The organism is Nonomuraea sp. NPDC052634 (assembly GCF_040678535.1).
GTDB classification, from domain to species: Bacteria; Actinomycetota; Actinomycetes; order Streptosporangiales; family Streptosporangiaceae; genus Nonomuraea; species Nonomuraea fastidiosa.
In genome coordinates this window covers 218,977-241,081 of sequence record NZ_JBFATY010000003.1, presented here as the reverse complement: position 1 = coordinate 241,081, position 22,105 = coordinate 218,977, and the positions used below count along the sequence as shown (strand labels likewise).

At 71.0% G+C, this 22,105-nt stretch carries 19 protein-coding genes; 8 read left to right on the top strand and 11 right to left on the bottom strand.

What is annotated here, in order from left to right:
* Positions 1-394: 394 nt before the first annotated feature.
* The 3 genes from AB0K67_RS17075 to mtrA are packed head-to-tail and all read right to left on the bottom strand — an operon-like array spanning position 395 to position 4,562.
* Positions 395-2,134 (bottom strand): LpqB family beta-propeller domain-containing protein, encoded by a 1,740-nt coding sequence (locus AB0K67_RS17075; protein WP_364060203.1) that lies wholly within the window; start codon positions 2,132-2,134, stop codon positions 395-397.
* Positions 2,121-3,866, bottom strand: coding sequence for an MtrAB system histidine kinase MtrB (gene mtrB, locus AB0K67_RS17070; protein ID WP_364060200.1), 1,746 nt, complete (start codon positions 3,864-3,866; stop codon positions 2,121-2,123). Before mtrB ends, AB0K67_RS17075 begins: the two co-directional genes overlap by 14 nt.
* Positions 3,867-3,884: 18 nt before the next feature.
* Positions 3,885-4,562, bottom strand: a complete 678-nt coding sequence (gene mtrA, locus AB0K67_RS17065) for an MtrAB system response regulator MtrA (protein WP_090763607.1) — start codon at positions 4,560-4,562, stop codon at positions 3,885-3,887.
* A gap of 488 nt (positions 4,563-5,050) precedes the next feature.
* On the opposite strand from mtrA, the gene AB0K67_RS17060 reads away from it, so the two are divergent.
* Genes AB0K67_RS17060 through AB0K67_RS17040 form a run of 5 tightly spaced genes read left to right on the top strand, consistent with a single transcriptional unit; the run spans position 5,051 to position 10,309 of the window.
* The gene (locus AB0K67_RS17060) at positions 5,051-6,064 is read left to right on the top strand and encodes a hypothetical protein (protein WP_364060196.1); all 1,014 of its coding nucleotides are present in this window, start codon (positions 5,051-5,053) and stop codon (positions 6,062-6,064) included.
* Positions 6,061-6,759, top strand: coding sequence for a DUF4129 domain-containing protein (locus tag AB0K67_RS17055; protein WP_364060193.1), 699 nt, complete (start codon positions 6,061-6,063; stop codon positions 6,757-6,759). The genes AB0K67_RS17060 and AB0K67_RS17055 overlap by 4 nt, the downstream gene beginning before the upstream one ends.
* Positions 6,756-7,931: a DUF4350 domain-containing protein gene (locus AB0K67_RS17050; protein WP_364060190.1), complete on the top strand. Its 1,176-nt coding sequence runs from the start codon at positions 6,756-6,758 to the stop codon at positions 7,929-7,931. The genes AB0K67_RS17055 and AB0K67_RS17050 overlap by 4 nt, the downstream gene beginning before the upstream one ends.
* A complete protein-coding gene (locus tag AB0K67_RS17045) occupies positions 7,921-8,901 on the top strand; it encodes a MoxR family ATPase (protein ID WP_364060187.1) in 981 nt (326 codons plus the stop codon). The genes AB0K67_RS17050 and AB0K67_RS17045 overlap by 11 nt, the downstream gene beginning before the upstream one ends.
* A 34-nt stretch (positions 8,902-8,935) precedes the next feature.
* Positions 8,936-10,309, top strand: coding sequence for a DUF58 domain-containing protein (locus AB0K67_RS17040; RefSeq protein WP_364060185.1), 1,374 nt, complete (start codon positions 8,936-8,938; stop codon positions 10,307-10,309).
* A gap of 102 nt (positions 10,310-10,411) precedes the next feature.
* On the opposite strand, the gene AB0K67_RS17035 is transcribed toward AB0K67_RS17040, so the two are convergent.
* Positions 10,412-11,404, bottom strand: coding sequence for a stage II sporulation protein M (locus tag AB0K67_RS17035; RefSeq protein WP_364060182.1), 993 nt, complete (start codon positions 11,402-11,404; stop codon positions 10,412-10,414).
* A 51-nt stretch (positions 11,405-11,455) separates the two neighbouring features.
* Here AB0K67_RS17035 and AB0K67_RS17030 point away from each other — a divergent pair, with 51 nt between their 5' ends.
* Positions 11,456-12,484 (top strand): RDD family protein, encoded by a 1,029-nt coding sequence (locus AB0K67_RS17030; RefSeq protein WP_364060179.1) that lies wholly within the window; start codon positions 11,456-11,458, stop codon positions 12,482-12,484.
* Between the two features lie 61 nt (positions 12,485-12,545).
* Here the strand turns inward: AB0K67_RS17030 and AB0K67_RS17025 are convergent, their stop codons facing one another.
* Positions 12,546-13,937 carry a hypothetical protein gene (locus tag AB0K67_RS17025; RefSeq protein WP_364060176.1) on the bottom strand — a complete coding sequence of 464 codons (1,392 nt, stop codon included), beginning with the start codon at positions 13,935-13,937 and terminating at the stop codon, positions 12,546-12,548.
* Between the two features lie 421 nt (positions 13,938-14,358).
* Between AB0K67_RS17025 and AB0K67_RS17020 the strand changes: the two genes are divergently transcribed.
* Complete coding sequence (locus AB0K67_RS17020) at positions 14,359-14,994, top strand: DUF305 domain-containing protein (RefSeq protein WP_364060173.1); 636 nt, start codon at positions 14,359-14,361, stop codon at positions 14,992-14,994.
* A 121-nt stretch (positions 14,995-15,115) separates the two neighbouring features.
* Here the strand turns inward: AB0K67_RS17020 and AB0K67_RS17015 are convergent, their stop codons facing one another.
* Positions 15,116-16,351, bottom strand: a complete 1,236-nt coding sequence (locus AB0K67_RS17015) for an adenosylhomocysteinase (RefSeq protein ID WP_364060170.1) — start codon at positions 16,349-16,351, stop codon at positions 15,116-15,118.
* 143 nt (positions 16,352-16,494) lie between these two features.
* Positions 16,495-17,922: an adenosylhomocysteinase gene (ahcY, locus tag AB0K67_RS17010; protein ID WP_364060167.1), complete on the bottom strand. Its 1,428-nt coding sequence runs from the start codon at positions 17,920-17,922 to the stop codon at positions 16,495-16,497.
* Positions 17,923-18,024: 102 nt separating this feature from the next.
* Here ahcY and AB0K67_RS17005 point away from each other — a divergent pair, with 102 nt between their 5' ends.
* Complete coding sequence (locus tag AB0K67_RS17005; RefSeq protein WP_364060164.1) at positions 18,025-18,375, top strand: MerR family DNA-binding transcriptional regulator; 351 nt, start codon at positions 18,025-18,027, stop codon at positions 18,373-18,375.
* 92 nt (positions 18,376-18,467) lie between these two features.
* Here AB0K67_RS17005 and AB0K67_RS17000 read toward each other — a convergent pair whose 3' ends face one another.
* Genes AB0K67_RS17000 through AB0K67_RS16985 form a run of 4 tightly spaced genes read right to left on the bottom strand, consistent with a single transcriptional unit; the run spans position 18,468 to position 22,077 of the window.
* Positions 18,468-19,403, bottom strand: coding sequence for a cation diffusion facilitator family transporter (locus AB0K67_RS17000; protein WP_364060161.1), 936 nt, complete (start codon positions 19,401-19,403; stop codon positions 18,468-18,470).
* 48 nt (positions 19,404-19,451) lie between these two features.
* The gene (locus AB0K67_RS16995) at positions 19,452-20,558 is read right to left on the bottom strand and encodes an SIS domain-containing protein (RefSeq protein WP_364060158.1); all 1,107 of its coding nucleotides are present in this window, start codon (positions 20,556-20,558) and stop codon (positions 19,452-19,454) included.
* Positions 20,555-20,722 (bottom strand): Trm112 family protein, encoded by a 168-nt coding sequence (locus AB0K67_RS16990; protein ID WP_364060155.1) that lies wholly within the window; start codon positions 20,720-20,722, stop codon positions 20,555-20,557. The genes AB0K67_RS16995 and AB0K67_RS16990 overlap by 4 nt, the downstream gene beginning before the upstream one ends.
* The gene (locus tag AB0K67_RS16985; protein ID WP_364060152.1) at positions 20,719-22,077 is read right to left on the bottom strand and encodes a phosphomannomutase/phosphoglucomutase; all 1,359 of its coding nucleotides are present in this window, start codon (positions 22,075-22,077) and stop codon (positions 20,719-20,721) included. The genes AB0K67_RS16990 and AB0K67_RS16985 overlap by 4 nt, the downstream gene beginning before the upstream one ends.
* Between the last annotated feature and the right edge of the window lie 28 nt (positions 22,078-22,105).

Here is a 22,105-nt window from a genome sequence, read left to right as displayed (position 1 = left end):
CCCGCGGTGCCGGGCTCGGTCCTTCACGTCTTCGGCGGTGACGGGCATGGCCCTCACCGTCCCCAGGCGATGGCGGGCATGGTCCTCAACCCCTCAGCGGTGCCGACTCGGCCCTCAGCCTCCTCAGCGGTGCCAGGCGTGGTCCTCAACCTCCTCAGCGGTGCCAGGCGTGGTCCTCAACCTCCTCGGCCGTGACGGGCATGGTCCTCAACGCCCACAGCGGTGACAGGCTCGGCTCTCAACGTCCTCAGCGGTGCCGAACTTGCTCCCCAGTGACCTGGACAGCGACGGGCTCGGCCCTTCGTGCTCTCGCATGGTGCCGGGCCGAGGCTTGGGCGGTGGCGGTCGTGGTCCTTGCCTTGGGCCGCGGCCGGGCCGGGCGCCGGCGGATCGCTCAGCCCAGGGGGAAGAGGGGATCGCCGGCGGCCGACTCCAGTTTGGCGGTCCAGGTCTGGCGGTCCTGGTTGAGCTCCAGGATCTTGCCGTCGCCGCCGCTCCCCACCCCGGCCAGGATGCGGTCGTTCAGGGCGGCAAGCGAGGACACGCGGTCCTTCAAGGGCACGCCGCTGGTCTGCCCGTCCCCCACGTTGATCTCGTTCAGTATCTGCCCGGCCTTGCTCTTCACGAGCACGAGCAGCCGCAGGTCATCTGCCCAGGCCACGTCGATGATCTCGTCGCTGCCCTCCGTGGTGGTCAGCGACTGCAGGTTGCCGAGCCGGACGCCGCGGCCCTCGCCGATCAGCGCCCCGATCTGCACGGTCTCGTTGTCGATGGTGACGACGACGCGCACGCCGTCCCTGGCGATGCGCAGGCCGGTGATGTTCAGGCCGACGAACTGCTTGGGCGTGGCGACGCGCTGGGGGCCGCCGCTGCCGTTGGGGTCGTAGCGCAGCAGGGCCTGCTTGTCGCGGTCGTACGTCCATAGCGTGCCGTCGCGCCGCCAGGTCGGCGGGGTGAGGTGCTTGCCCTGGATGACCTCCTGCCAGCCCCCGTCCTGGCCGATCTTGGCGATGGAGACGCCGGTGGAGGTGCGGGCGGCGACGTAGATGCCGTTGCCGTTGTCCTTGGAGACGGCGAAGTGGTCGTAGCCGTCGCGCTGCTCGCCCGCCGCGCCGGCGACGGCGCCGGCCGCGCCGTCCTGGCCGAGGTAGTGCAGGGCGCCGTTGTCCACGTAGTAGGCGCGTTCGCCGCCGTCGCCGAGCCAGCTGTCCTCGGTGCCCGGCCGGTCGGTGATGTACGGCTCGCCGTCCACCTGGACCTCGATGATGCGGCCCTTGGCGATCTCGTTGTTGTTGAGGCTGTGGCGGATCTGGGCGCGCAGGGCGTCCTCGGCGCTGAGGTCGAGCACGTCGAAGTCGCCCCGGAGGTTGATGACGACGCGTTCCTCGCCGGAGCGGATGGACTCGATGGCGCTGCCGGCCGGGAAGCCCGTGGTGACGGCGCCGCGCAGCGCCTCCGTCGGCGGCTCGAGCAGGCGCTTGAGCACGGTCTCGGCGTACGTCTCGGTGGTCTTGAGCCGCAGCCGCACTCGGTCGACGACGAGCCGCGACTGGCCGTCGAGTGCCAGGTAGTAGAGGTTGGTCGGCCGGTACGAGCGGGCCACGTCGGCGGCGGTCAGCAGCAGCCCCTGCGGCAGGCTGTTGACGCGGTAGCCGCCGCCCGGCTCTCTGACCAGCTCGAAGTCCTGCGACCACGGCCCGGCGGTCGGCTTGTACGAGTCGTCCTCGCTGATCTGTGCGACCCACCGGCCCTTGACCGTGATCTTCATGGAGGGCTCGGTGCCGTCCATGGATGCGGGCGGTATGACCTCGTACAGGTCCTCGATCACGGTCACCGGCCCGGACGCGCTCCACTTCTGCCGCGCCTGGGGCGTCAGGTACTGCTGGAGCACGGCCGGGTCCTCGGGGTAGGCCGCCATGGCGGCCTGCAGCCCCCTGAACGTCTCGATGGGCCCCCAGGACCGCTGCGGCCCGATGGCGATCATGCGCTGGAACGGCTTGGTCAGCGGGTCGCCCGCGCCTTCGTCGTTCACCGTGTACGGCGCGCTCGGCGGGATGACCGTGCACCCGGAGCCCGCGAGCATCGCGAGGATCGCGATCAGGGCCGTCACGACGAGCCGGCTAGTCCTCCTCATGGGCGCCCCCGTCTGCCGTGGCGGGGAGGAGGACGGGCGTCATGGAGGTGCGCCACGTGCGCCGCATCTCGATCTCGGGCGGCACCAGCGACAGCGGCGAGCCCTTGAGGTCGGCGCCCGCGACGCGCGGCAGCGTGAGCCGGAACTGCGAGCCCTCGCCGGGCTGGCCCCACGCCTGGAGCCAGCCGCCGTGCAGGGTGGCGTCCTCGCGGGAGATGGCCAGGCCGAGCCCGGTGCCGCCGATGGTGCGCGCCCGCGAGGGGTCGGCCCGCCAGAACCGGTCGAACACCAGCGTCTCCTCGCCTGGCTTGAGTCCGATGCCGTGGTCGCGTACGGCGACGGCGACGGCGTCGCGGTCGGCGCCGACGGTGACCACGATGTCGCGGCCCTCGCCGTGCTCGATGGCGTTGAACAGCAGGTTGCGCAGGATGCGCTCGACCCGTCGGTTGTCGACCTCGGCCATGCAGGGTTCGTTGGGCAGCCGCAGCTCGAAGCGGGTGGAGTGGCGCTCGGCCAGCGCCTCGGAGTCGCCGATGGCGCGCAGCACGACGTCGCGGATGTCGACGGAGTCGAGGTCGAGTGTGGCGGCGCCGGCGTCGTAGCGGCTGATCTCCAGCAGGTCGGCCAGCATCGACTCGAAGCGTTCGAGCTGGGCCTGCATCAGCTCGGCCGAGCGCGCGACCATGGGGTCGAAGTCCTCGCGGGCGTCGTAGAGCAGGTCGGCCGCCATACGGACGGTGGTGAGCGGGGTGCGCAGCTCGTGGGAGACGTCGGAGACGAACTGCCGCTGCACCTGGGACAGCTCTTCGAGCTGGTGGATCTTGAGCGCGAGGTTGGCGGCCATCTCGTTGAACGAGTTCGCAAGCCGGGCGAGGTCGTCCTCGCCGCGCACCTTGAGCCGCTCGTCCAGCTTGCCCGCGGCGAGGCGCTCGGCGGCCTGGCGGGCCAGCCGTACGGGGGTGACGACCTGCCTGGCCACCAGGTACGCGATGGCGGCGAGCAGCAGCACCAGCCCGAGCCCCACCACGACGATGGCCAGCCGGACGTTGGAGAGCATCTCTTCTTCCTCGGTCATCGGGAAGAAGTGATAGACCTCGTAGTTGCGCCCGTCGGGCTGGTGCACGGCGCCGACCACGACGAACGTGAGCCGCGGCTGGCTCTCGCCGGAGAACTTGATCGTCTGGATCGACGCGACGGTCTTGTCGAAGCGGCCGTTCTTGATGTTGCGCCGCAGGCTCTGCTTGAGCTGCTCGGGCACGTTCGCGGGCACGACGTTGCCGGACGCCCGCGACTCGCCGGGGGTCGTCAGGTTGAGTATCAGCACGTCGTAGCGCTTGCCCGAGCCGTCTTCGCCGGTGCCTGCGACGGTGTTCATGACCTCGTCGAGCCGGTTGACCACGCCCTGTTTGCCGGAGTCGGCGGTCTGCGTCTCGTCGTCGGTCTCCGGGGCCAGCGCGTCGGCGATCTGCAGGCGGTCGGTGAACGCCTCGTTGGTGGCCGACTGGGTGCTGCTGTTGATGACCGACTGGTAGATCTGGCCGTACAGGAAGGTGCCGAGCACCACCACGACGATCATCGAGATCACCAGCGTGCTGGTGACCACCTGGAGCTGGAGCGAGCGCCGCCAGATGCTCCGCGTCCTGCCCGCCGCACGACGGACCCTCCGGCGGACGCCGCCAAGAATCTGGCGGAGCGTCCGTCGGCGGGTCTTACGTCTCGTCGTCGGGGGCATGGCGGGGTGGAACGAGGATCAGGCCGGGCCGGCCTTGTAGCCGACGCCGCGTACCGTCACGACGATCTCGGGGTGCTCGGGGTCCTTTTCGATCTTGGCCCTGAGCCGCTGCACGTGGACGTTCACCAGCCGCGTGTCGGCGGCGTGGCGGTAGCCCCACACCTGCTCGAGCAGCACCTCACGGGTGAAGACCTGGCGCGGCTTGCGGGCCAGGGCCACCAGCAGGTCGAACTCCAGCGGCGTGAGGTTGATGGTCTCGTCGCCTCGCTTGACCGAGTGGCCGGCGACGTCGATGGTGATGTCGCCGATCTGCAGGATCTCGGGGGTGGGCTCGTCCGTACGGCGCAGCCGCGCCCGCACCCTGGCGACCAGTTCCTTCGGCTTGAACGGCTTGACGATGTAGTCGTCGGCACCCGACTCGAGGCCGAGCACGACGTCGATCGTGTCGCTCTTCGCCGTGAGCATGACGATCGGGACCCCCGACTCAGCCCTGATCCTGCGCGCGACATCGATGCCGTCGGCTCCCGGCAGCATCAGGTCGAGCAGGACCAGGTCCGGGCGTGTATCCCGGAACGCGTCGAGGGCCTTGTCGCCATCGGAGACAAAAGACGGCTCGAAGCCTTCCCCTCGCAGCACGATCCCCAGCATCTCGGCGAGAGCGGCGTCGTCGTCAACGACCAGCACGCGACCTTTCATGGCCCCTCATTCGTTCTACGCATTGTGGGACATACCCGCACGATCGCTGAAGGTTACCCTTGGTCGGCCCATGAGTGTGACCTGAGCCCTACAAAAGGCGAATTTTAGGTCCGCCCCCGCGACCGCTATCTCAGTCTGCGGGAACAAGGTGACTTTCGGCCATCCCTGGACGCGAACCTTGCCCCGAATCATCAACCTATGGGGGCAAGATGCACCGGTGAATCCTCTCCGTGACACCATCGTCCGGCCCAGCATGCCAGGATTGGGATATGTCAGACGGTCACGGTCCCACGCCCGAGACGCCATCAGGCTGGTCGGCCGAACAGCCCCCGCCCTACAGCGCCCCGCCGGCCTCCCCTTGGACCGCGCCTGGCTCTCAGCAGCAGGTGCCCTACGGCGGCCCCCCTTATCAGCAGGCGCCCACCGGGCCGCAGGCACCCCATGACGGGCATCAACCGCCCCATCCCCCGCAGCGGCCGTACCAGAGCATGCTCCATCCGCCGGCGCTCAGGCCCGGCATCATCCCGCTCCGGCCGCTCGGTCTCGGCGACATCCTCGACGGCACGATCAAGCTCATCAGGTCCAACCCCAAGGCCGTGCTCGGCCTGTCGGCCGTCGCCGCGCTGCTCACCTCCGTCCCGCTGGGCGTGGGGCAGGCGCTCATCATGGACTCCAGCCGTGCCGCGATCGAGGATCCGGTACGCGCCTCCAACGCCGAGTTCGAGGCCATGGTCGGCACGTTCGGCGCCACGCTGGTCTCGTACGCCGTGCAGTTCATCGCCGTCACGCTGCTGACCGGTGTGCTGACCCGCATTCTCGGCCGGGCCGTCTTCGGCGGCAACATCACCGCGGGCGAGGCGTGGCAGCTGTCCAAGTCGCGCGTTCCTGCGCTGTTCGGCGTGGTGGGGCTGATGACCCTCATCATGATCATACCGGTGGTGGTGTTCGCCGTGCTCGTCATCGGGCTCAGCGTCTCCGGGGCGAGCGGCGGCGGGATGCTCGGAGCGACGCTGCTGTTCCTGCTCTTCTACATCGGCTACTACCTGTTCTTCAGAACCCGCTTCGCCCTCGCATCCCCCGCCGTCGTGCTGGAGGGCCTTGGCCCCATCGCCGCCATGCGCCGCTCGTGGCGGCTCGTCACCGGCGACTTCTGGCGGATGTTCGGCATCCTGCTGCTCACCATGCTGCTGGTGCAGTTCGTCGGAAGCGTCCTGACCTTTCCGTTCACGGTTGTCGGCACCGCCCTCGGCACGTTCGGTGCGGGCTCGGCGGCGACGACCGTGGTGACCGCCGTCCTGCTGGCCGTCGGCTCGACGGTCGGCCTGATGGTGGTCTATCCGTTCGAGGCGGGCGTGGCCGGCCTGCTGTACGCCGACCGTCGCATGCGCAGCGAGGCGTTCGACCTCGTCCTGCAGACGGCGGCCATCGAGCAGCAGCGCCAGGGCTGGGTGCACGCCTCCGCCGACGAGCTGTGGCACTCGGACAACTCCGCGCGGTCGTGAGCCCGATCGACCGGGAGGAGGCCGCCCGCAGGGCCGCGGAAGAGCTCCTGCGCCCCGACTACGAGAAGGAGCCGCTGCTCGACCGCATCCGCCGGTACATCCTCCAGTTCATCGGCGACCTCGTCGACGGCGTCATCGGCGGCGGCACGGCGGGCGGGGTCATCGCGGCCGTGATCATCACGGCGATCATCCTGGGCTTCATCGCGCTCATCGGCTGGCGGCTGAGCAAGGCGTCCCGCCGCGACGCGGCCCCGTCGGCCGGGCTGTTCGGCGAGCAGGCCATGACGGCGGCCCAGCACCGCCAGGCCGCGGAAGAGTTCGCCGCCCAGGAGCGCTGGACGGAGGCGCTGCAGGAACGCCTGCGCGCCATCGCCCGCGACCTGGAGGAGCGCGCGCTGGTCGTCGGCATGCCCGGACGCACGGCCGACGAGCTCGCCGCCGAAGCGGCCCAGGCGCTGCCCGCCTTCGCCGGGGAACTCGCGGCGGCGGCCCGCTCGTTCGACGACGTGACCTATGGCGGGGTGGCGGGCACCAGGGAGGCGTACGCGGCGATGGCGAGCCTCGACGAGCGCCTGCGCCAGGCCCGCCCCGCCCCCATGGCCACGGCCGCGGAACCCACCGGCGCGAAGCCCACCGGCGCGGAGGCCACCGCCGCCGGCCCCACCGCCGGCTCCGCCACGGGGAGCGGCCCGTGAGCCTCACCACCGTCCCCCCGGCGGCCTCCACTCCCACCTCGCCCACCGTGCGCTCCGCCTGGCGCTCCAGCCGGACGATCGTGCTGCTGGGCGCCGCCATCGTGCTGGCCGCCGTGCTGTCGGTGCTGCTGGGCCGCGACCCCGCACCCGCCCGCCATCTCGACCCCGACGACACCTCGCTCGCCGGCTCCAAGGCGCTGGCCGAGCTGCTGCGCGGCCGGGGCGTCACCGTCGAGAAGGTCGACTCCGTCGAGGCGGCGGCCGCCAAGGGCGCGGGCGGCGACCGGCTGCTGCTGATCACCGACACCACCTACCTCGACCACTACAGCCTGGCCAGGGTCCCCGGCGACCGGGTGCTCGTCGGCGACCTGCCCGGCCTGCCCGCGCTCGCCCCCGGCGTGACCTCCGCGCCCGACGGCCTGGCCCGCACCCGCTCGCGCGAGCCCGAGTGCGACCTGCCGGCGGCCACGGCGGCGGGCAGCGCCTATCTCGGCGGCGCGCGGCTGCGCGGCCCCGCGGGCTCGACCGGCTGCTACCCGGTCGAGGGCGGGTACGCGCTGGTGCGCTACCAGTACGGCGGCGGCACGATCACGGTCGTCGGCGACGGCTCGTTCATGACCAACCAGCGTCTGGCCGAGGACGGCAACGCGGCGCTGGCGCTCAACCTCATCGGCACCGGCAAGCCGGTCATCTGGGTCGTACGCCCGCAGACGCCGCCTCCGGCGAGGCTGCCCGGCGAGAGCGGCGCCTCGCTGTACGACCTGATGCCCGGCAGCATCCGCTGGGGCGTCTACATGGCGATCATCGCGGTGGCCGTCACCGCGTTCTGGCGGGGCCGCCGCCTGGGCCCGGTGGTCGTGGAGAAGCTGCCGGTCGTGGTCAGGGCCGCCGAGACCGTGGAGGGCCGGGGCCGGCTCTACCGCGCCAGGCGCGCGCGGGAACGCGCGGCCGACGCGCTGCGCGCCGCTACGATCGACCGGCTCACGCCCAGGCTGGGGCTCGGCACGGGCGCGGCCCGGCACGAGGTGGTGACCGCGCTCGCGGCCCGTACGGGCGAGGACCCCCGCCTGGTCGGCGACGCGCTCTACGGCCCGCCCCCGCCGGACGACGCGGAGCTGGTGGCGCTCGCCCGATATCTGGACTCCATCGAAAGGACCGTCAGTGAGCTTTGACGAGACTTACCGCGCACCGCAGCAGGCCGATGCGGCCAGGGAAGCGCTGAGCGCGCTGCGCGCCGAGGTGTCCAAGGCCGTGGTCGGCCAGGACTCGGTGGTGACGGGGCTGGTCATCGCGCTGCTGTGCCGGGGCCACGTCCTGCTCGAAGGCGTGCCCGGCGTGGCCAAGACGCTGATGGTCCGCACGCTCGCCGCCGCGCTGGCGCTGGACTTCAAGCGGGTGCAGTTCACCCCCGACCTGATGCCGGGCGACGTGACCGGCTCGCTGGTCTACGACACCAAGACCGCGGAGTTCGAGTTCCGCGAGGGCCCGGTCTTCACCAACCTGCTGCTCGCCGACGAGATCAACCGCACGCCGCCGAAGACGCAGGCGGCGCTGCTGGAGTCGATGGAGGAGCGGCAGGTCAGCGTGGAGGGCACGGCGCGCGAGCTGCCCGACCCGTTCGTGGTCTGCGCGACCCAGAACCCCGTCGAGTACGAGGGCACCTACCAGCTCCCCGAGGCCCAGCTCGACCGGTTCCTGCTGAAGCTGACCGTGCCGCTGCCGCCGCGCGAGCAGGAGATCGCGGTGCTCGAACGCCACGCGCGCGGCTTCGACCCGCGCGACCTGTCGCAGGTCAAGGCCGTCGCGTCGGCCGCCGACCTGGCGGCCGGGCGCGAGGCGGTGGCCGCGGTGCACGTGGCGCCCGAGGTGCTCGGCTACATCGTGGACGTGGCCCGCGCGACGCGGAACTCCCCGTCGCTGCAGCTCGGCGTCTCCCCGCGCGGTGCCACGGCGCTGCTCGCGGCCTCGCGGGCGTGGGCGTGGCTGTCGGGCCGCACGTACGTCACGCCGGACGACGTCAAGGCCCTGGCCAGGCCCGCGCTGCGCCACCGCGTGCAGCTGCGCCCCGAGGCGGAGCTTGAGGGCGCGACCGCCGACGGCCTGCTCGACGGCATCCTCGCCTCCGTCCCGGTCCCGCGCTGATGGCGGGCACCGCATTCGCAGGGCGGGGGTGCCGATGGCGCTGACCGGACGTGCCGGGCTGCTCGCGGCGATCGGCATCGTGGTGGTGCTGTTCGCGCCCCAGCCGGGGGCCGCGCTCGCCGGGGTGTGCCTGCTGCTGGCCGCCGGCATCGTGGTGGACCTGACGTTCGCGGGGGCCGTGCGCCCGCTGCGCTTCCACCGTTCCGGCGACACGCTGCTGCGGCTGGGCCAGCAGGGCACCGTGAAGCTGGTGGTGGAGAACCCGGGCGGACGCCGGGTACGCGGCGTGCTCAGGGACGCCTGGCCGCCGTCGGCGGGCGCGGCTCCCAGGGCGGTCCCCCTTGACGTGCCGGCCGGGGAGCGCCGCAAGGTCACGATCACGCTCTCCCCCACCAGGCGCGGCGACCGCTCGTCCGTGGCGGTGACCGTGCGCTCGGTCGGGCCGCTGGGGCTGGCCGCCCGCCAGGGCGGCCACAGCTCCCCCTGGACCGTGCGCGTGCTGCCGCCGTTCCTGTCGCGCAAGCACCTGCCGTCCAGGCTGGCCCGGCTGCGCGAGCTGGAAGGCCGGCACCCCGCCCTGGTACGCGGCCAGGGCACCGAGTTCGACTCCCTGCGCGAATACGTCGTGGGCGACGACGTGCGCTCCATCGACTGGCGGGCCACCGCGCGCCGCCACGACGTCGTCGTACGCACCTGGCGGCCCGAGCGCGACCGCCGCGTGCTGATCGTGCTCGACACCGGCCGCACCTCGGCGGGCCGGGTGGGCATCGCCCCCGTACCGCTGGCCGGGGAGCAGCCGAGCGGCGGCGGGCTGCCGGCCAGGCCCGACGTGCGACCGGCGGCCGGCTGGCCGCGCCTCGACTGGTCGATGGACGCCGCGCTGCTGCTCGCCGCGCTCGCCGCCAGGGCCGGTGACCGGGTCGACTTCCTGGCCTACGACCGTGCCGTACGCGCCTGGGTGAGCGGGGCGTCCCGCACCGAGCTGCTGCCGTCGCTGGTCAACGCGATGGCGCCGATCGAGGCCGAGCTGGTCGAGGCCGACGCGCAGGGCATGGTCGCCGCCGTGCTCGCCCGCGCCAAGCGGCGCTGCCTGGTCGTGCTGCTGACCGACCTCAACCCGGCGGCGATGGACGAAGGGCTCATGCCGGTGCTGCCGCAGCTCGCCTCCCGGCACCTGGTGCTGGTCGCCGGTGTGTCCGACCCGAGCGTGGCGGCCATGGCCGAGCGCCGGGAGTCGGCCGAGGAGGTCTATGACGCGGCGGCCGCCGAACAGGCCAGGCTCGGCCGCAGACGCATCACGGCCCGGCTGCGCAGGCACGGCGTCGAGGTGGTGGACGCGCCGCCGGACGACATCGCGCCCGCGCTGGCGGACGCGTATCTGGCGTTGAAGGCCGCCGGCCGTCTCTGAGAAGGCTCCTTCAGACGGGCGTCCCTCAGGCGGGCGTCTCGCAGACGTGCGTCTCGCAGACGTGCGGCTATCAGGCGGCCGGCGTCTAAGCGCGGACGGGGTCTATGCGGACGGGGCGACGTCGGGGGCGCGCTCGATGTCGCCGGACTCGCCGAGCCGCTCGGCGCGGCGGCCGAAGCCGATCACGTACGCGAGGAACGCCACCTCGGCCAGCGCCCCGATGCCGATCCGCGCCCAGGTGGGCAGCCCCGACGGCGTCACGAACGCCTCGATCAGCCCCGACACGAACAGCACCACGACCAGCCCCAGCGCCACGCTCATCACGGCCCTGCCCTGCTCGGCCAGCGCGTCGAGCCGGCGGCGCGGGCCCGGGTCGATGACCGTCCAGCCGAGGCGCATGCCCACGGCCGCGGCCAGGAAGACCGCGGTCAGCTCCAGCAGGCCGTGCGGCAGGATCAGGCCGAAGAAGATGTCGAGCTTGTCGCGGGAGGCCATGAGGCCCGCGGAGACGGCGACGTTCTCGGCGTTGAGGTACAGCACGTACGGGATGGGCAGGCCGAGCACCACCGCGTACATGATCATCTGGGCGCTGATCCACGCGTTGTTGGTCCACACCCGGCTCGCGAAGGAGGCGGCGGGGTGCTCGGAGTAGTAGTCGGCGAAGTCCTCGTTGACGAGCCGGGCGATCTCGTCGGGGCTGCCGATCGTGGCCTGCACGTCGGGATTGGCCGCCACCCACGCGGCGATCACCCACGAGACGACCAGGAACGCCGCCGTGCTCGCCAGCCACCACCACCGCGCCCGATAGGCCACGACGGGGAACGAGACCGTGACGAAGCGGATCAGCTCGCGCCAGGCCGGCGTGTGGGCCCCGGTCACCGCGGACCTGGCCCTCGCCACCAGCGCCGACAGCCGCCCGATCAGCAGCGCGTCGGTGGACGACGAGCGCACGATGGACAGATGCGTGGACACCCGCTGGTAGAGCTCGACGAGCTCGTCGATCTCGGTGCCGGTCAGTGAGGAGCGGTGCTTGACCAGGTGGTCGAGCCGGTCCCAGACCGGGCGGTGTGCCGTGACGAACGCATCGATGTCCACGTGACCATTCTGGCCGCTCGATCACCGCATCCGAGCCGTTAGGCTCCACGTATGTCCGAGGTTGTGACCGGTGACGCCGTCGTCGTCGAAGTGCGCGTGGCCCAGATGCCCTCGCGCGCCCTGGCGCTCCTCATCGATATGGCGGTGCAGATCTCCCTGCTCATCGGCGCCTACATGCTCCTGGGCATGTTCGCCGGGATGACCGACGTGGCGGCGTTCGGCGCCACGATGATCGTCCTGCTGGTGCTGGTGCTCGTCGGCTATCCGGTGATCTTCGAGTCGCTCACCAGGGGCCGCAGCCTCGGCAAGCTCGCACTCGGCCTGCGGGTCGTCGGCGACGACGGCAGCCCCGAGCGGTTCCGCCAGGCGCTGTTCCGCGGCCTGGCGGGAGTACTGGAGTTCTGGATGCTGTCGGGGGCTCCGGCGCTGATCTCGTCACTGATCTCGCAGAAGGGCAAGCGGCTGGGTGACATCTTCGCGGGCACCATCGTGATCTCCGACCGGGCACCGCGCGACCGGGCCCGGCCGATCCTGATGCCGCCGCAGCTCGCGGGCTGGGCGGCCACGCTGGAGCTCTCTCAGCTTCCCGAGGAGGTGGCGCAGGCCGCCAGGCAGTACCTCGCGCGATGGCACGACCTGTCGCCGCAGGTCCAGCACGAGATGGGGGTGCGCATCGCCACGCAGGTGGCGGCCTTCGTCTCGCCCGCCGCTCCGGCGGGCGTGCCGCCGCACGCGTACCTGAGCGCCGTCCTGGCCGAGCGTCATCGGCGGGAGCAGGAACGTTTCGCGCAGCGCATGGGGCTCGCTCAGCCGCCGCAGCCGTACGCTCCGGCACCTGATCAGGCCGCGCCGCCTTACGCCCCTCCGGCCGCGCCGCCTTACGCTCCCCCGGCCCCGGTCCCGGGTTCCGGACCGGTTCCCGGTCCAGCCCCGGCCGCGTCGCCGTACGCGCCGCCGCCCGCTCAGCATGAGACTGGGCGGCACGGGCCTGGACAGCAGGGGCCGGTGCCGCCGGCGGGGCCCGCACCCGCCCCGGAGCCGCCTCAGGCGACTCCGGGCGGGTTCGCGCCACCTCAGTGAGCGCGATCAGCGAGCGCGCCGGCGAGCGGGATTCTCTGGGCAGGGTCTCAGAGCAGGGCCGTCACCAGCCGTGCCCCGGTCCGCCGCCCCGGTACGACTCCTGCGTCTGCACGTTCAACCGGTTGGTACGAACGTGCTTGGCGCTGTCGGTGAGGCGGTCGTCGATCTTGATGATGTCGAGTCCCTCGTGGAAGTCGGCGCCGTAGATGTAGCCGTTGTAGTAGTACGCGGACCAGATGCCGCCGCCGCTGCCGTCCGAGCGCGGCCCGCGCTCGAAGTAGCCGATCTCCCTGGGCCGCTTGGAGTCGGTGAAGTCCCAGATCGACAGGCCGCCCATGTACCACGCCTGGACCATGATGTCGCGGCCCTTGACGGGGATGAGCGAGCCGTTGTGCGCGACGCAGTTCTCGCTGTCGTCCTGGTAGCGGGAGATCTTGAAGTAGCTCTGGAACACGAGCTTGCCGCGGACGATCTCGTAGATGGCGTCGGCGCCCCGGTTCGGCCCGGTGGCCTCGTTGCAGGTGGCCGCGCCGCCGCCGCCCAGCTCGTCGGTGAAGACGACCTTCTTGGCGTCGTTGCTGAACGTGGCCGAGTGCCAGAACGCGAAGTTCGGGTCGGTGACCCTGGCGGTGACCTTCGGGTTGAGCCGGTCGCGGATGTCGAACAGCACGCCGTCACCCATGCAGGCGCCGGCCGCGATGTCCTTCTCGGCGTAGGCGGTGATGTCGTGGCAGCCGCTGGTGGGCAGCAGCAGACCGGGCTGCGTCTCGTTGCCACCGTCGGGGAAGACGACGGGCGTGGCCGCGACCTCGGCCGCGGCCGGGTTGCGCAGCGGCACCTTGATGATCGAGATCTTGTCGTGCGGCGGCGCGCAGTCGGGGAAGTTGTCCGCCGGCTGGTAGGACGAGACGTAGATGTAGACGTTCTTGTTCTTGTCGGGGCCCTTGCCCGGCACCAGGGTCAGCGTGTGCGAACCGCAGTTCGTCTCGACCGACTTGATGTACTTCGGATTGGTCTTGTCGGAGATGTCGAAGATGCGGACGCCCTCCCACGACTCCTTGATCGTCGCGCTCTGTGACTCGCTGTTGCAGGAGTCGTCGCTGCGGGAGGAGTCGACGGCGGTGAACAGCAGGTTGCCGTAGACGCTGACGTCCATCTGGGCGCCGGGGCAGACGACGGAGCTGACGACCTTCGCCTTCTCCGGCTTCCTGATGTCGTAGATGGAGAAGCCGCCGTAGTTGCCGACGTACGCGTAGCCGTCCTGGAACGCGATGTCGGTGTTGATCGTTCCGGCGATCGGGTCCGGCTTGGGGATGTTGAGAACGTGGGTCACGTTGGGGCTGTGCACCACGGTGTCGGCGGGTGGGATGTCCGCCGCGGCGGCGGGCATGCCCGCCAGCGCTAAGACCGTGGCCGCCGCCGCCGTGACGATGGAACGGCGCGATAGGGACACTCGGAAGCCTCCTTGACAGGGTTTCTGGCCGGGTCGGTGAAAAGAACGGGACGGCGGCGGTGACCGTGCCGGATGCCCCGCCGCGCATCCGGAGTCAAAAGCCGTGGCCGTGCCCCCGCTCGATGTGAGGCGTGGCCGTCCGAGCGTTCAGCCGGTCCATCGTGACGCGGTCGGCCGCCGGAGCCGGGACGTGCGCCGTCCGGACCTGCGCGGTCGGCGCGGCGCCCAGGACGAGGGCTCTGCGGAGGGGGGACACGAAGGAACCTCCGGTAAAGGGAGCGTAAATCTACGCCATCCTCACCTTTCTTCGTGCCGATGACCAGCGTCCAAGATGTCAAAGTTTATTGCGCTTCGCCCTCTTCTCAGGTTTGGACTTTTCCCCTATAGTTCGCAATCTGGACTAAGTCAGTCAGGAGGGTGAGTGCGCGCCGCGCTCGTCGTCATCGTGGGCTTGATCGTCGCCCTCACCGGGTGCACATCCGGCTCCGCACCGCAGGCCCCCAGAGCCGGCTCGACGGCGCCCGTCATCGCCCCAGGACGTCCCGGAGAGCAGGCCAGGACGCTCTCACCGGACGAGGCCGTCACCGCCGTGCCGTCCGCCACTCCCAACGCGGCGGACGTGCAGTACGTCCAGAACATGATCGTCCACCACCGCCAGGCCGTGGACATGGCCCTGCTCGCGCCCAGCCGCGCCGAGTCGGGCAAGCTCAAGACCCTCGCCGACCGCATCAAGGTCGCGCAGGAGCCCGAGATCCAGTTCATGAGCAGGTGGCTGCGGGAGCAGGAGCAGAAAGTGCCCGACCATCACGCGGCCCACGAGGGCATGCCGGGGATGGCGACGCCCGAACAGCTCGAGGCGCTGAAGGCGGCCAAGGGCAAGGACTTCGACCGGATGTTCCTCCAGCTCATGATCAACCACCACCTCGGCGCGATCCAGATGTCGAAGCAGGTCCTGACCGACGGCTCGCACATCAGGATCGAGGAGCTGGCCGGCGACGTCAGTGTCACCCAGGCCGCGGAGATCCGCCGCATGCAGCAGATGCAGGCGGAGCTGTAGCCGCCGGCGCTTCGGCGCGCGGGCCGGGACCCTATGGACGCCGGTACACGGCGCACAGGAACGGGGCGCGCCGCACGCTCGCGGCGGGTGCGGACGGTCCCGCAGCCGCCCCTGCGGGACGTCAGGAGCCGACGCGCCAGCTGTGGAGGTAGTCCTCCTGGTCGGACGTGAGCCGGTCGATGTCGATGCCGGCGGCGGCCAGCTTGAGCCTGGCCACCTCGTGGTCGATCTCCTCGGGCACGTCGTACACGCCGGGCGAGAGTGAGGCCCGCTCACCCGCCAGCCAGGCCACGGCGAGCGCCTGCGCGGAGAACGACATGTCCATGACGGCCGCGGGATGCCCCTCGGCGGCGGTCAGGTTGACCAGGCGGCCCTCGGCGAGCAGCAGCAGGCGCCGCCCGTCGGGCATGAGGTACTCGTCGGTGTTGGGCCGCACGCCGCGACGCACGTCGATGGCCAGCTCGTCCAGCGCCCGTACGTCGATCTCGACGTCGAAGTGCCCCGCGTTGGCCAGGATCGCACCGTCCTTCATGACCGACAGGTGCTCGGCCCTGATGACGTCGCGGTTGCCGGTCACGGTGATGAACAGGTCGCCGGCCGGAGCCGCCTGCGCCATCGGGCGTACCTCGTAGCCCTGGAGCGTCGCGTCGAGCGCCTTCACCGCGTCGATCTCGGTGACGATCACCCGCGCGCCGAGCCCCTTGGCCCGCTCGGCGACGCCGCGCCCGCAGTATCCGAACCCGGCCACCACCACCGTGCGCCCCGCCAGCATCGTGTTGGTGGCGCGCATGATGCCGTCGAAGGTGGATTGGCCGGTGCCGTACCGGTTGTCGAACATCCGCTTGGTGCGGGTGTCGTTCACGGCCACCACGGGGAAGCGCAGCGCGTCCTCGGCCGCCATCTGGCGCAGCCTGATGATCCCCGTCGTGGTCTCCTCGCAGCCGCCGCTCACCCCGTCGAGCAGGTCGCGCCGCTCGGTGTGCAGGGTGTTGACGAGGTCGCAGCCGTCGTCGAGCACGAGGTCGGGCGCGATGTCGAGGGCCTCGTGGATGTGCCGGTAGTACGTCGCGCGGTCCACCCCGGCCCTGGCGTGCACCCCGATCCCGTACGAGCGCAGCGCCTCGGCCACGTCGTCCTGCGTGGACAGCGGGTTGGACGCGGCCAGCGAGATCTCCGCGCCGCCCGCCTTGAGCGCGCCGAGGAGCACGGCCGTCTCGGCGGTGACGTGCAGGCAGGCCGCGATCTTCAGCCCGTCGAGCGGCCGTTCGAGCGCGAACCGCTCGCCGATCGCGGTCAGCACCGGCATCGACCGAGCGGCCCAGGAGATCTGCCGCTCGCCGCTTTCACTGAGATCCATGGCCAGCCTTGACGTCGGCGCGTGCGGGACGGCTTCGCCCCGCCGTACAGGTACAGAAAGAAGAGCCCGGGACGGGCCCGGGGAGCGTATGGGTGAGCTCCGGGAGGCGCGGAGACCTCCCGGAGCTCAGCGAGAGACGGTGCTCAGTAGCGGTAGTGGTCCGGCTTGTACGGGCCCTCAACGTGGACGCCGATGTAGGCGGCCTGCTCCTTGGTCAGCGTGGTGAGCTTGACGCCGAGCGCGTCGAGGTGCAGCCTGGCCACCTTCTCGTCGAGGTGCTTGGGCAGCGTGTAGACGCCGATCGGGTAGTCCTCGGTCTTGGTGAACAGCTCGATCTGCGCGATCACCTGGTTGGTGAACGAGTTGGACATCACGAAGCTGGGGTGGCCGGTGGCGCAGCCCAGGTTCATCAGCCGGCCCTCGGCGAGCACGATGATCGAGTGGCCGTCGGGGAAGACCCACTCGTCGACCTGCGGCTTGATGTTGCGCTTCTCGACGCCGGGCCACTTGGCCAGGCCGGCCATGTCGATCTCGTTGTCGAAGTGGCCGATGTTGGACACGATCGCCTGGTGCTTCATCCGCGACATGTGCTCGGCGGTGATGATGTTGAAGTTGCCGGTCGCGGTGACGAAGATGTCGGCGATGCCGACGACCTCGTCCAGCGTGGTGACCTGGAAGCCGTCCATGGCGGCCTGAAGCGCGCAGATCGGGTCGATCTCGGTGACGATGACGCGGGCGCCCTGGCCGCGCAGCGCGTCGGCGCAGCCCTTGCCGACGTCGCCGTAGCCGCAGACCACGGCCACCTTGCCGCCGATGAGCACGTCGGTGGCGCGGTTGAGGCCGTCGATGACGGAGTGGCGGCAGCCGTACTTGTTGTCGAACTTCGACTTGGTGACCGAGTCGTTGACGTTGATGGCCGGGAAGAGGAGCTGGCCGTTCTTGTGCATCTCGTAGAGGCGGTGCACGCCGGTCGTGGTCTCCTCGGTGACGCCCTTGATGCTCTCGGCGATCTTCGTCCACTTCTTCTCGGGACCGACCGTGCGGGTGAGCAGGTCGATGATGACGTGCCACTCCTCCGGGTCGTCAGCGGTCGCCGGGGGCACGGCGCCGGCCTTCTCGTACTCGGCGCCCTTGTGGACCAGCAGCGTGGCGTCGCCGCCGTCGTCGAGGATCATGTTGGGGGCGCCGCCGTCGGGCCAGGTGAGCGCCTGCTCGGTGCACCACCAGTACTCCTGCAGCGTCTCGCCCTTCCACGCGAACACCGGCACGCCCTTCGGGTCGTCGGGGGTGCCGTCGGGGCCCACGACCACCGCGGCGGCGGCGTGGTCCTGCGTGGAGAAGATGTTGCAGCTCACCCAGCGCACCTCGGCGCCGAGGGCCACCAAAGTCTCGATGAGGACGGCGGTCTGGACCGTCATGTGCAGCGAGCCCATGATCCTCGCGCCGCGAAGGGGCTGGGAGGCCGCGTACTCCTTGCGTACCGCCATCAGGCCGGGCATCTCGTGCTCGGCGAGCCGGATCTCCTTCCGGCCGAACTCGGCAAGTGAAAGGTCGGCGACCTTGAAGTCCATCGGATGTCCCCTCGCGTCACGGATGGTTGTCGCGACGAGTTTAGGCGGCGCCACCGCACCGGCGCACCTCACGGACGGCGAATCTGACGTAAGAATGTAAGAATGCGCATCACGGAAGCGGCCAAGCGGCTCGGCATGTCGCCGCGAATGCTCCGATACCGGGAAGCCCTCGGCCTGCTGCCGCCGGTCAGGGAGCAGGGGGCCCACCGGCGGTTCGGCCCTGACGAGCTGGCCGCCGTGGCCCAGGGGGTGGAGCTGGAGAAGCGGTTCGACGTCTCGCCGGCCGAGCTGGCGTTCGCGCTGCGGGTGCTGAGCGAGCCGGCGGTGGCGGCGGCCGTACGCGACCTCGGGGTGCGCATCGGGCGCATCCAGGCGCCGCGCCGGGCCCTCGACTTCGAGAAGGAGAAGGCCCTGCGTCTGCTCCGCCCCGCCCAGCCCCGTCAGGGAGACTGACCGGCACACCTGACGGTGCCGCCCCGATGGAGGGGCGGCACCGCCGCTGTTCTGGGTATCCGGGGATCACCCCGCCGAACCGGAGCCGTGGGTCAGCCTGCCGAGGCGCTGGTGCTGCGGCTGCGGTCGAGGTCGGGCTCCAGGTAGATGACCCGGGCGATCGGCACCGCCTCGCGGATGCGCCGCTCTGCCTCGTCGATGCCGTGCGCCACTTCGGCCGCCGTGTCGTTGTGCTCGACCGCGATCTTCGCGGCCACCAGCAGCTCCTCGGGGCCGAGGTGCAGGGTGCGCATGTGGATGATCCTGTCCACCTCGGGCGCGCTCTCCAGCGCGGCCCTGATCTGCTCCTCCATCTCGGGGGACGCGCCCTCGCCGACGAGCAGCGACTTGGTCTCGATGGCCAGCACGATCGCGATGACGGCGAGCAGCACGCCGATCATGAGGGTGCCGATGCCGTCCCAGACGCCGTTGCCGGTCAGCACGGCCATCGTCACGCCGAACAGCGCGAAGATCAGGCCGAGCAGCGCGCCCAGGTCCTCCAGCAGGATGACGGGCAGCTCAGGCGACTTGGAACGCCGGATGAAGGCGAACCACGACTGATCGCCGCGCAGCGGGTTCGATTCCTTGACCGCCGTACGGAAGGAGAGCCCTTCGGCGATGATCGCGAAGATCAGCACCGCGAACGCCCAGATCGGCGACTCCACCTCGTGCGGATCGGCGATCTTGTGAACGCCCTCGTAAAGCGAGAACGCCGCACCGATCGTGAACAGCACGACGGCCACCACGAACGCGTAGAAGTAACGCTCGCGGCCGTATCCGAAGGGATGCTGGCGGGTGCTCGCCCTGGCCGCCCGCTTGCCGCCGATCAGCAGCAGGACCTGGTTGCCGGAGTCGGCGACCGAGTGGATGCCCTCGGCGAGCATCGATGAGGAACCGGTGAAGAACGCGGCCACGAACTTGGACACGGCGATCGCCAAGTTCGCGGACAATGCCGCAATGATTGCTTTCGTTCCGCCGCTCGCGCTCACCGATCTTCTCCACTCATAAGATCACGTCAAAAGTCTTGAAAGAGGATCCTATGGGGAAATTGTCGCAGTGACCTCAGCAATCGCCGACTCGGCGGCCGGGTCGACGCCGTATCCCAAGGCCAGATAGGTGCTCGCGTAGTCACCGAGCGCCATCAGGCTCGCGATGCGCTCCAGCGGATGAACGCCCTCAGCGGCCAGCTCGGTCACCGGCACGTCGCGCTCGCCCGCCAGCCGCAGCGCCGCCTCGCGCCGCCGGGTCACCTGCGGGTGCTCCTCGGTGTCGCGCAGGACGACGAGCCTGAGCGAACGGCCGGAGGTGTCGGCGAAGATGTCGCGCTCGGCCAGCGGCCCGTCGAACGCCGCCACCTGATGGTGACCGGCCTCCGGCAGCGTGCCGTGCAGCGCGGGGTATTTGGCGCTCGCCGCGAGCTGGCAGGCCAGCCGGTACGCCGCCACCGCCGACACCTGCGACGTCCCCCAGATCATCGGCACGGTCTCGGCCAGGTCGAGCGCCAGCGACTTGCCCGGGTTGATGAACGACTCGCTCGACGGCCGGCACCGGTGCGCGATGTCCTCGAGCAGCCGCGCCACCCGCTCGAACAGGTCGGCGTCCGCCTGCACCAGCCGCAGGGCGGCGGCCGCCACGATCGGCGGGACGCTCAGCAGCCACAGGTTGGCCCGCGCGGGACCGGTGACCGGCACCGGCACGTAGACGGCCGACGCCTGCACGGCCACCGCCTCCAGCGGGGAGCCCGCCGGGCCGACGGCGAGCAGCGAGCAGCCCCGGCGCACCGCCTGCGCGGCCAGGGCCAGCGTCTCCTCGGTGTCGCCCGAGCCGGAGACGGCGATGACCAGGTCAGTGGCCCCCACCCAGCCGGGGAGCTGGTAGGAGCGCACGGTCACGATGGGCAGCGGGGCGCCGTTGCCCAGGACGGCCGCCAGGATGTCGCCGGCGAGACCGGCGACGCCCATGCCCACCACCACGATGGCCCGCGGGCGCCCGTCGGCGGCCAGCCGCTCCACGCCGGCCTCGACCGCACTGCGGTGGCCGGTGCGTATGTGGGCCGCTGACGCGGCCACCGCCGGAAGCATGCCGCCCGGGTCGGCCTCGGTGAGGTGTCCCTGGTCGTCGAGCCGCTCCGGCTCCCAGGTCACGGCTTCCTGGCCTCGTCGACGAGCAGGACCGGAATGTCGTCTCGGACCGGGTAGATCAGGCCGCAGCCGGTGCAGGCCAGCTCATCGGCCTCCTGCTCGGCCCGCAGCGGAGCCTTGCACGCCGGGCAGGCCAGGATCTCCAGCAGCCAGTCGTCGATCTTCACTCTGACACCTTTCCCACGATGGCGAGGACCTCGTCCCTGATCGCCGTCATTGTGCTCTCGTCGGCCGCCTCGGCGTTCAGCCTGAGCAGCGGCTCGGTGTTGGAGGGACGCAGATTGAACCACCAGCCGGATCCGGTGACGGTCAGCCCGTCGATCTCGTCGAACTCGCCCCGGCCCGCGAACGCCGCGCGCACCCGCCGCAGCGCCTCCGCCTGGTCGGACACCGTGCTGTTGACCTCGCCCGACGCGTGGTAGCGGGAGTAGGCGCCGGCCACTTCGGACAGCGCACGCTCCTGCTCGCCGAGCGCCGCCAGCACGTGCATGGCCGCCAGCATGCCGGAGTCGGCGAACCAGAAGTCCCTGAAGTAGTAGTGGGCGGAGTGCTCGCCGCCGAACACGGCCCCGGTGCGGGCCATCTCCGCCTTGATGAAGGAGTGGCCGACCCGGGTGCGCACCGGCACGCCGCCGTGCTCACCGACGATCTCCGGCACGCCCTTCGATGTGATCAGGTTGTGGATGACCGTCGCGCCGGGGTGCTTGGCCAGCTCGCGTACGGCCACCAGCGCCGTGATCGCCGACGGCGAGACCGACTCGCCGCGCTCGTCGATCACCCAGCACCGGTCGGCGTCGCCGTCGAAGGCGAGCCCGATGTCGGCGCCGGTCTCGACCACGGCGCGCTGCAGATCGACGAGGTTCTGCGGCTCGAGCGGGTTGGCCTCGTGGTTGGGGAAGGTGCCGTCGAGCTCGAAGTAGAGCGGTACCAGGTCGATCGGCAGCCCGTCGAAGACCGCGGGCACCGTGTGGCCGCCCATGCCGTTGCCCGCGTCGACGACCACCTTCAGCGGCCGGATGCCGCTCAGGTCGACGAGCGTGCGCAGGTGGTGGGCGTAGCCGGAGAGCAGGTCCTTCTCGATCACGGAACCGGCCGGCGCCCCGACCGGGGTCTGCTCGCGCAGCAGCTCGGCCGCCCTGTCGCGGATGCGGGTCAGGCCGGTGTCGCCGCCGATCGGCACCGCGCCGGAACGGCACATCTTCATGCCGTTGTAGCGGGCCGGGTTGTGGCTGGCGGTGAACATCACGCCGGGCAGGCCGAGGCTGCCGCTGGCGTAGTAGAGCAGGTCGGTGGAGCCCAGGCCGGCGTGCACGACGTCGGCCCGGCGCGCGCGGGCGCCGCGGATGAACGCCTCGGCCAGCGCGGGCGACGACTCGCGCATGTCGTGCGCGACCACGATCGACTCGGCTTCGGTGACCTCGACGAAAGCCGCCCCCACGGCCTCGGCGGTCGGCTCGTCAAGCTCGTCGGGCACCACCCCGCGAACGTCGTACGCTTTGAAGATCTTGGCGAGGTCGCCCACTCTCCAGCTCCGCCCTAGGTCGGTTTCC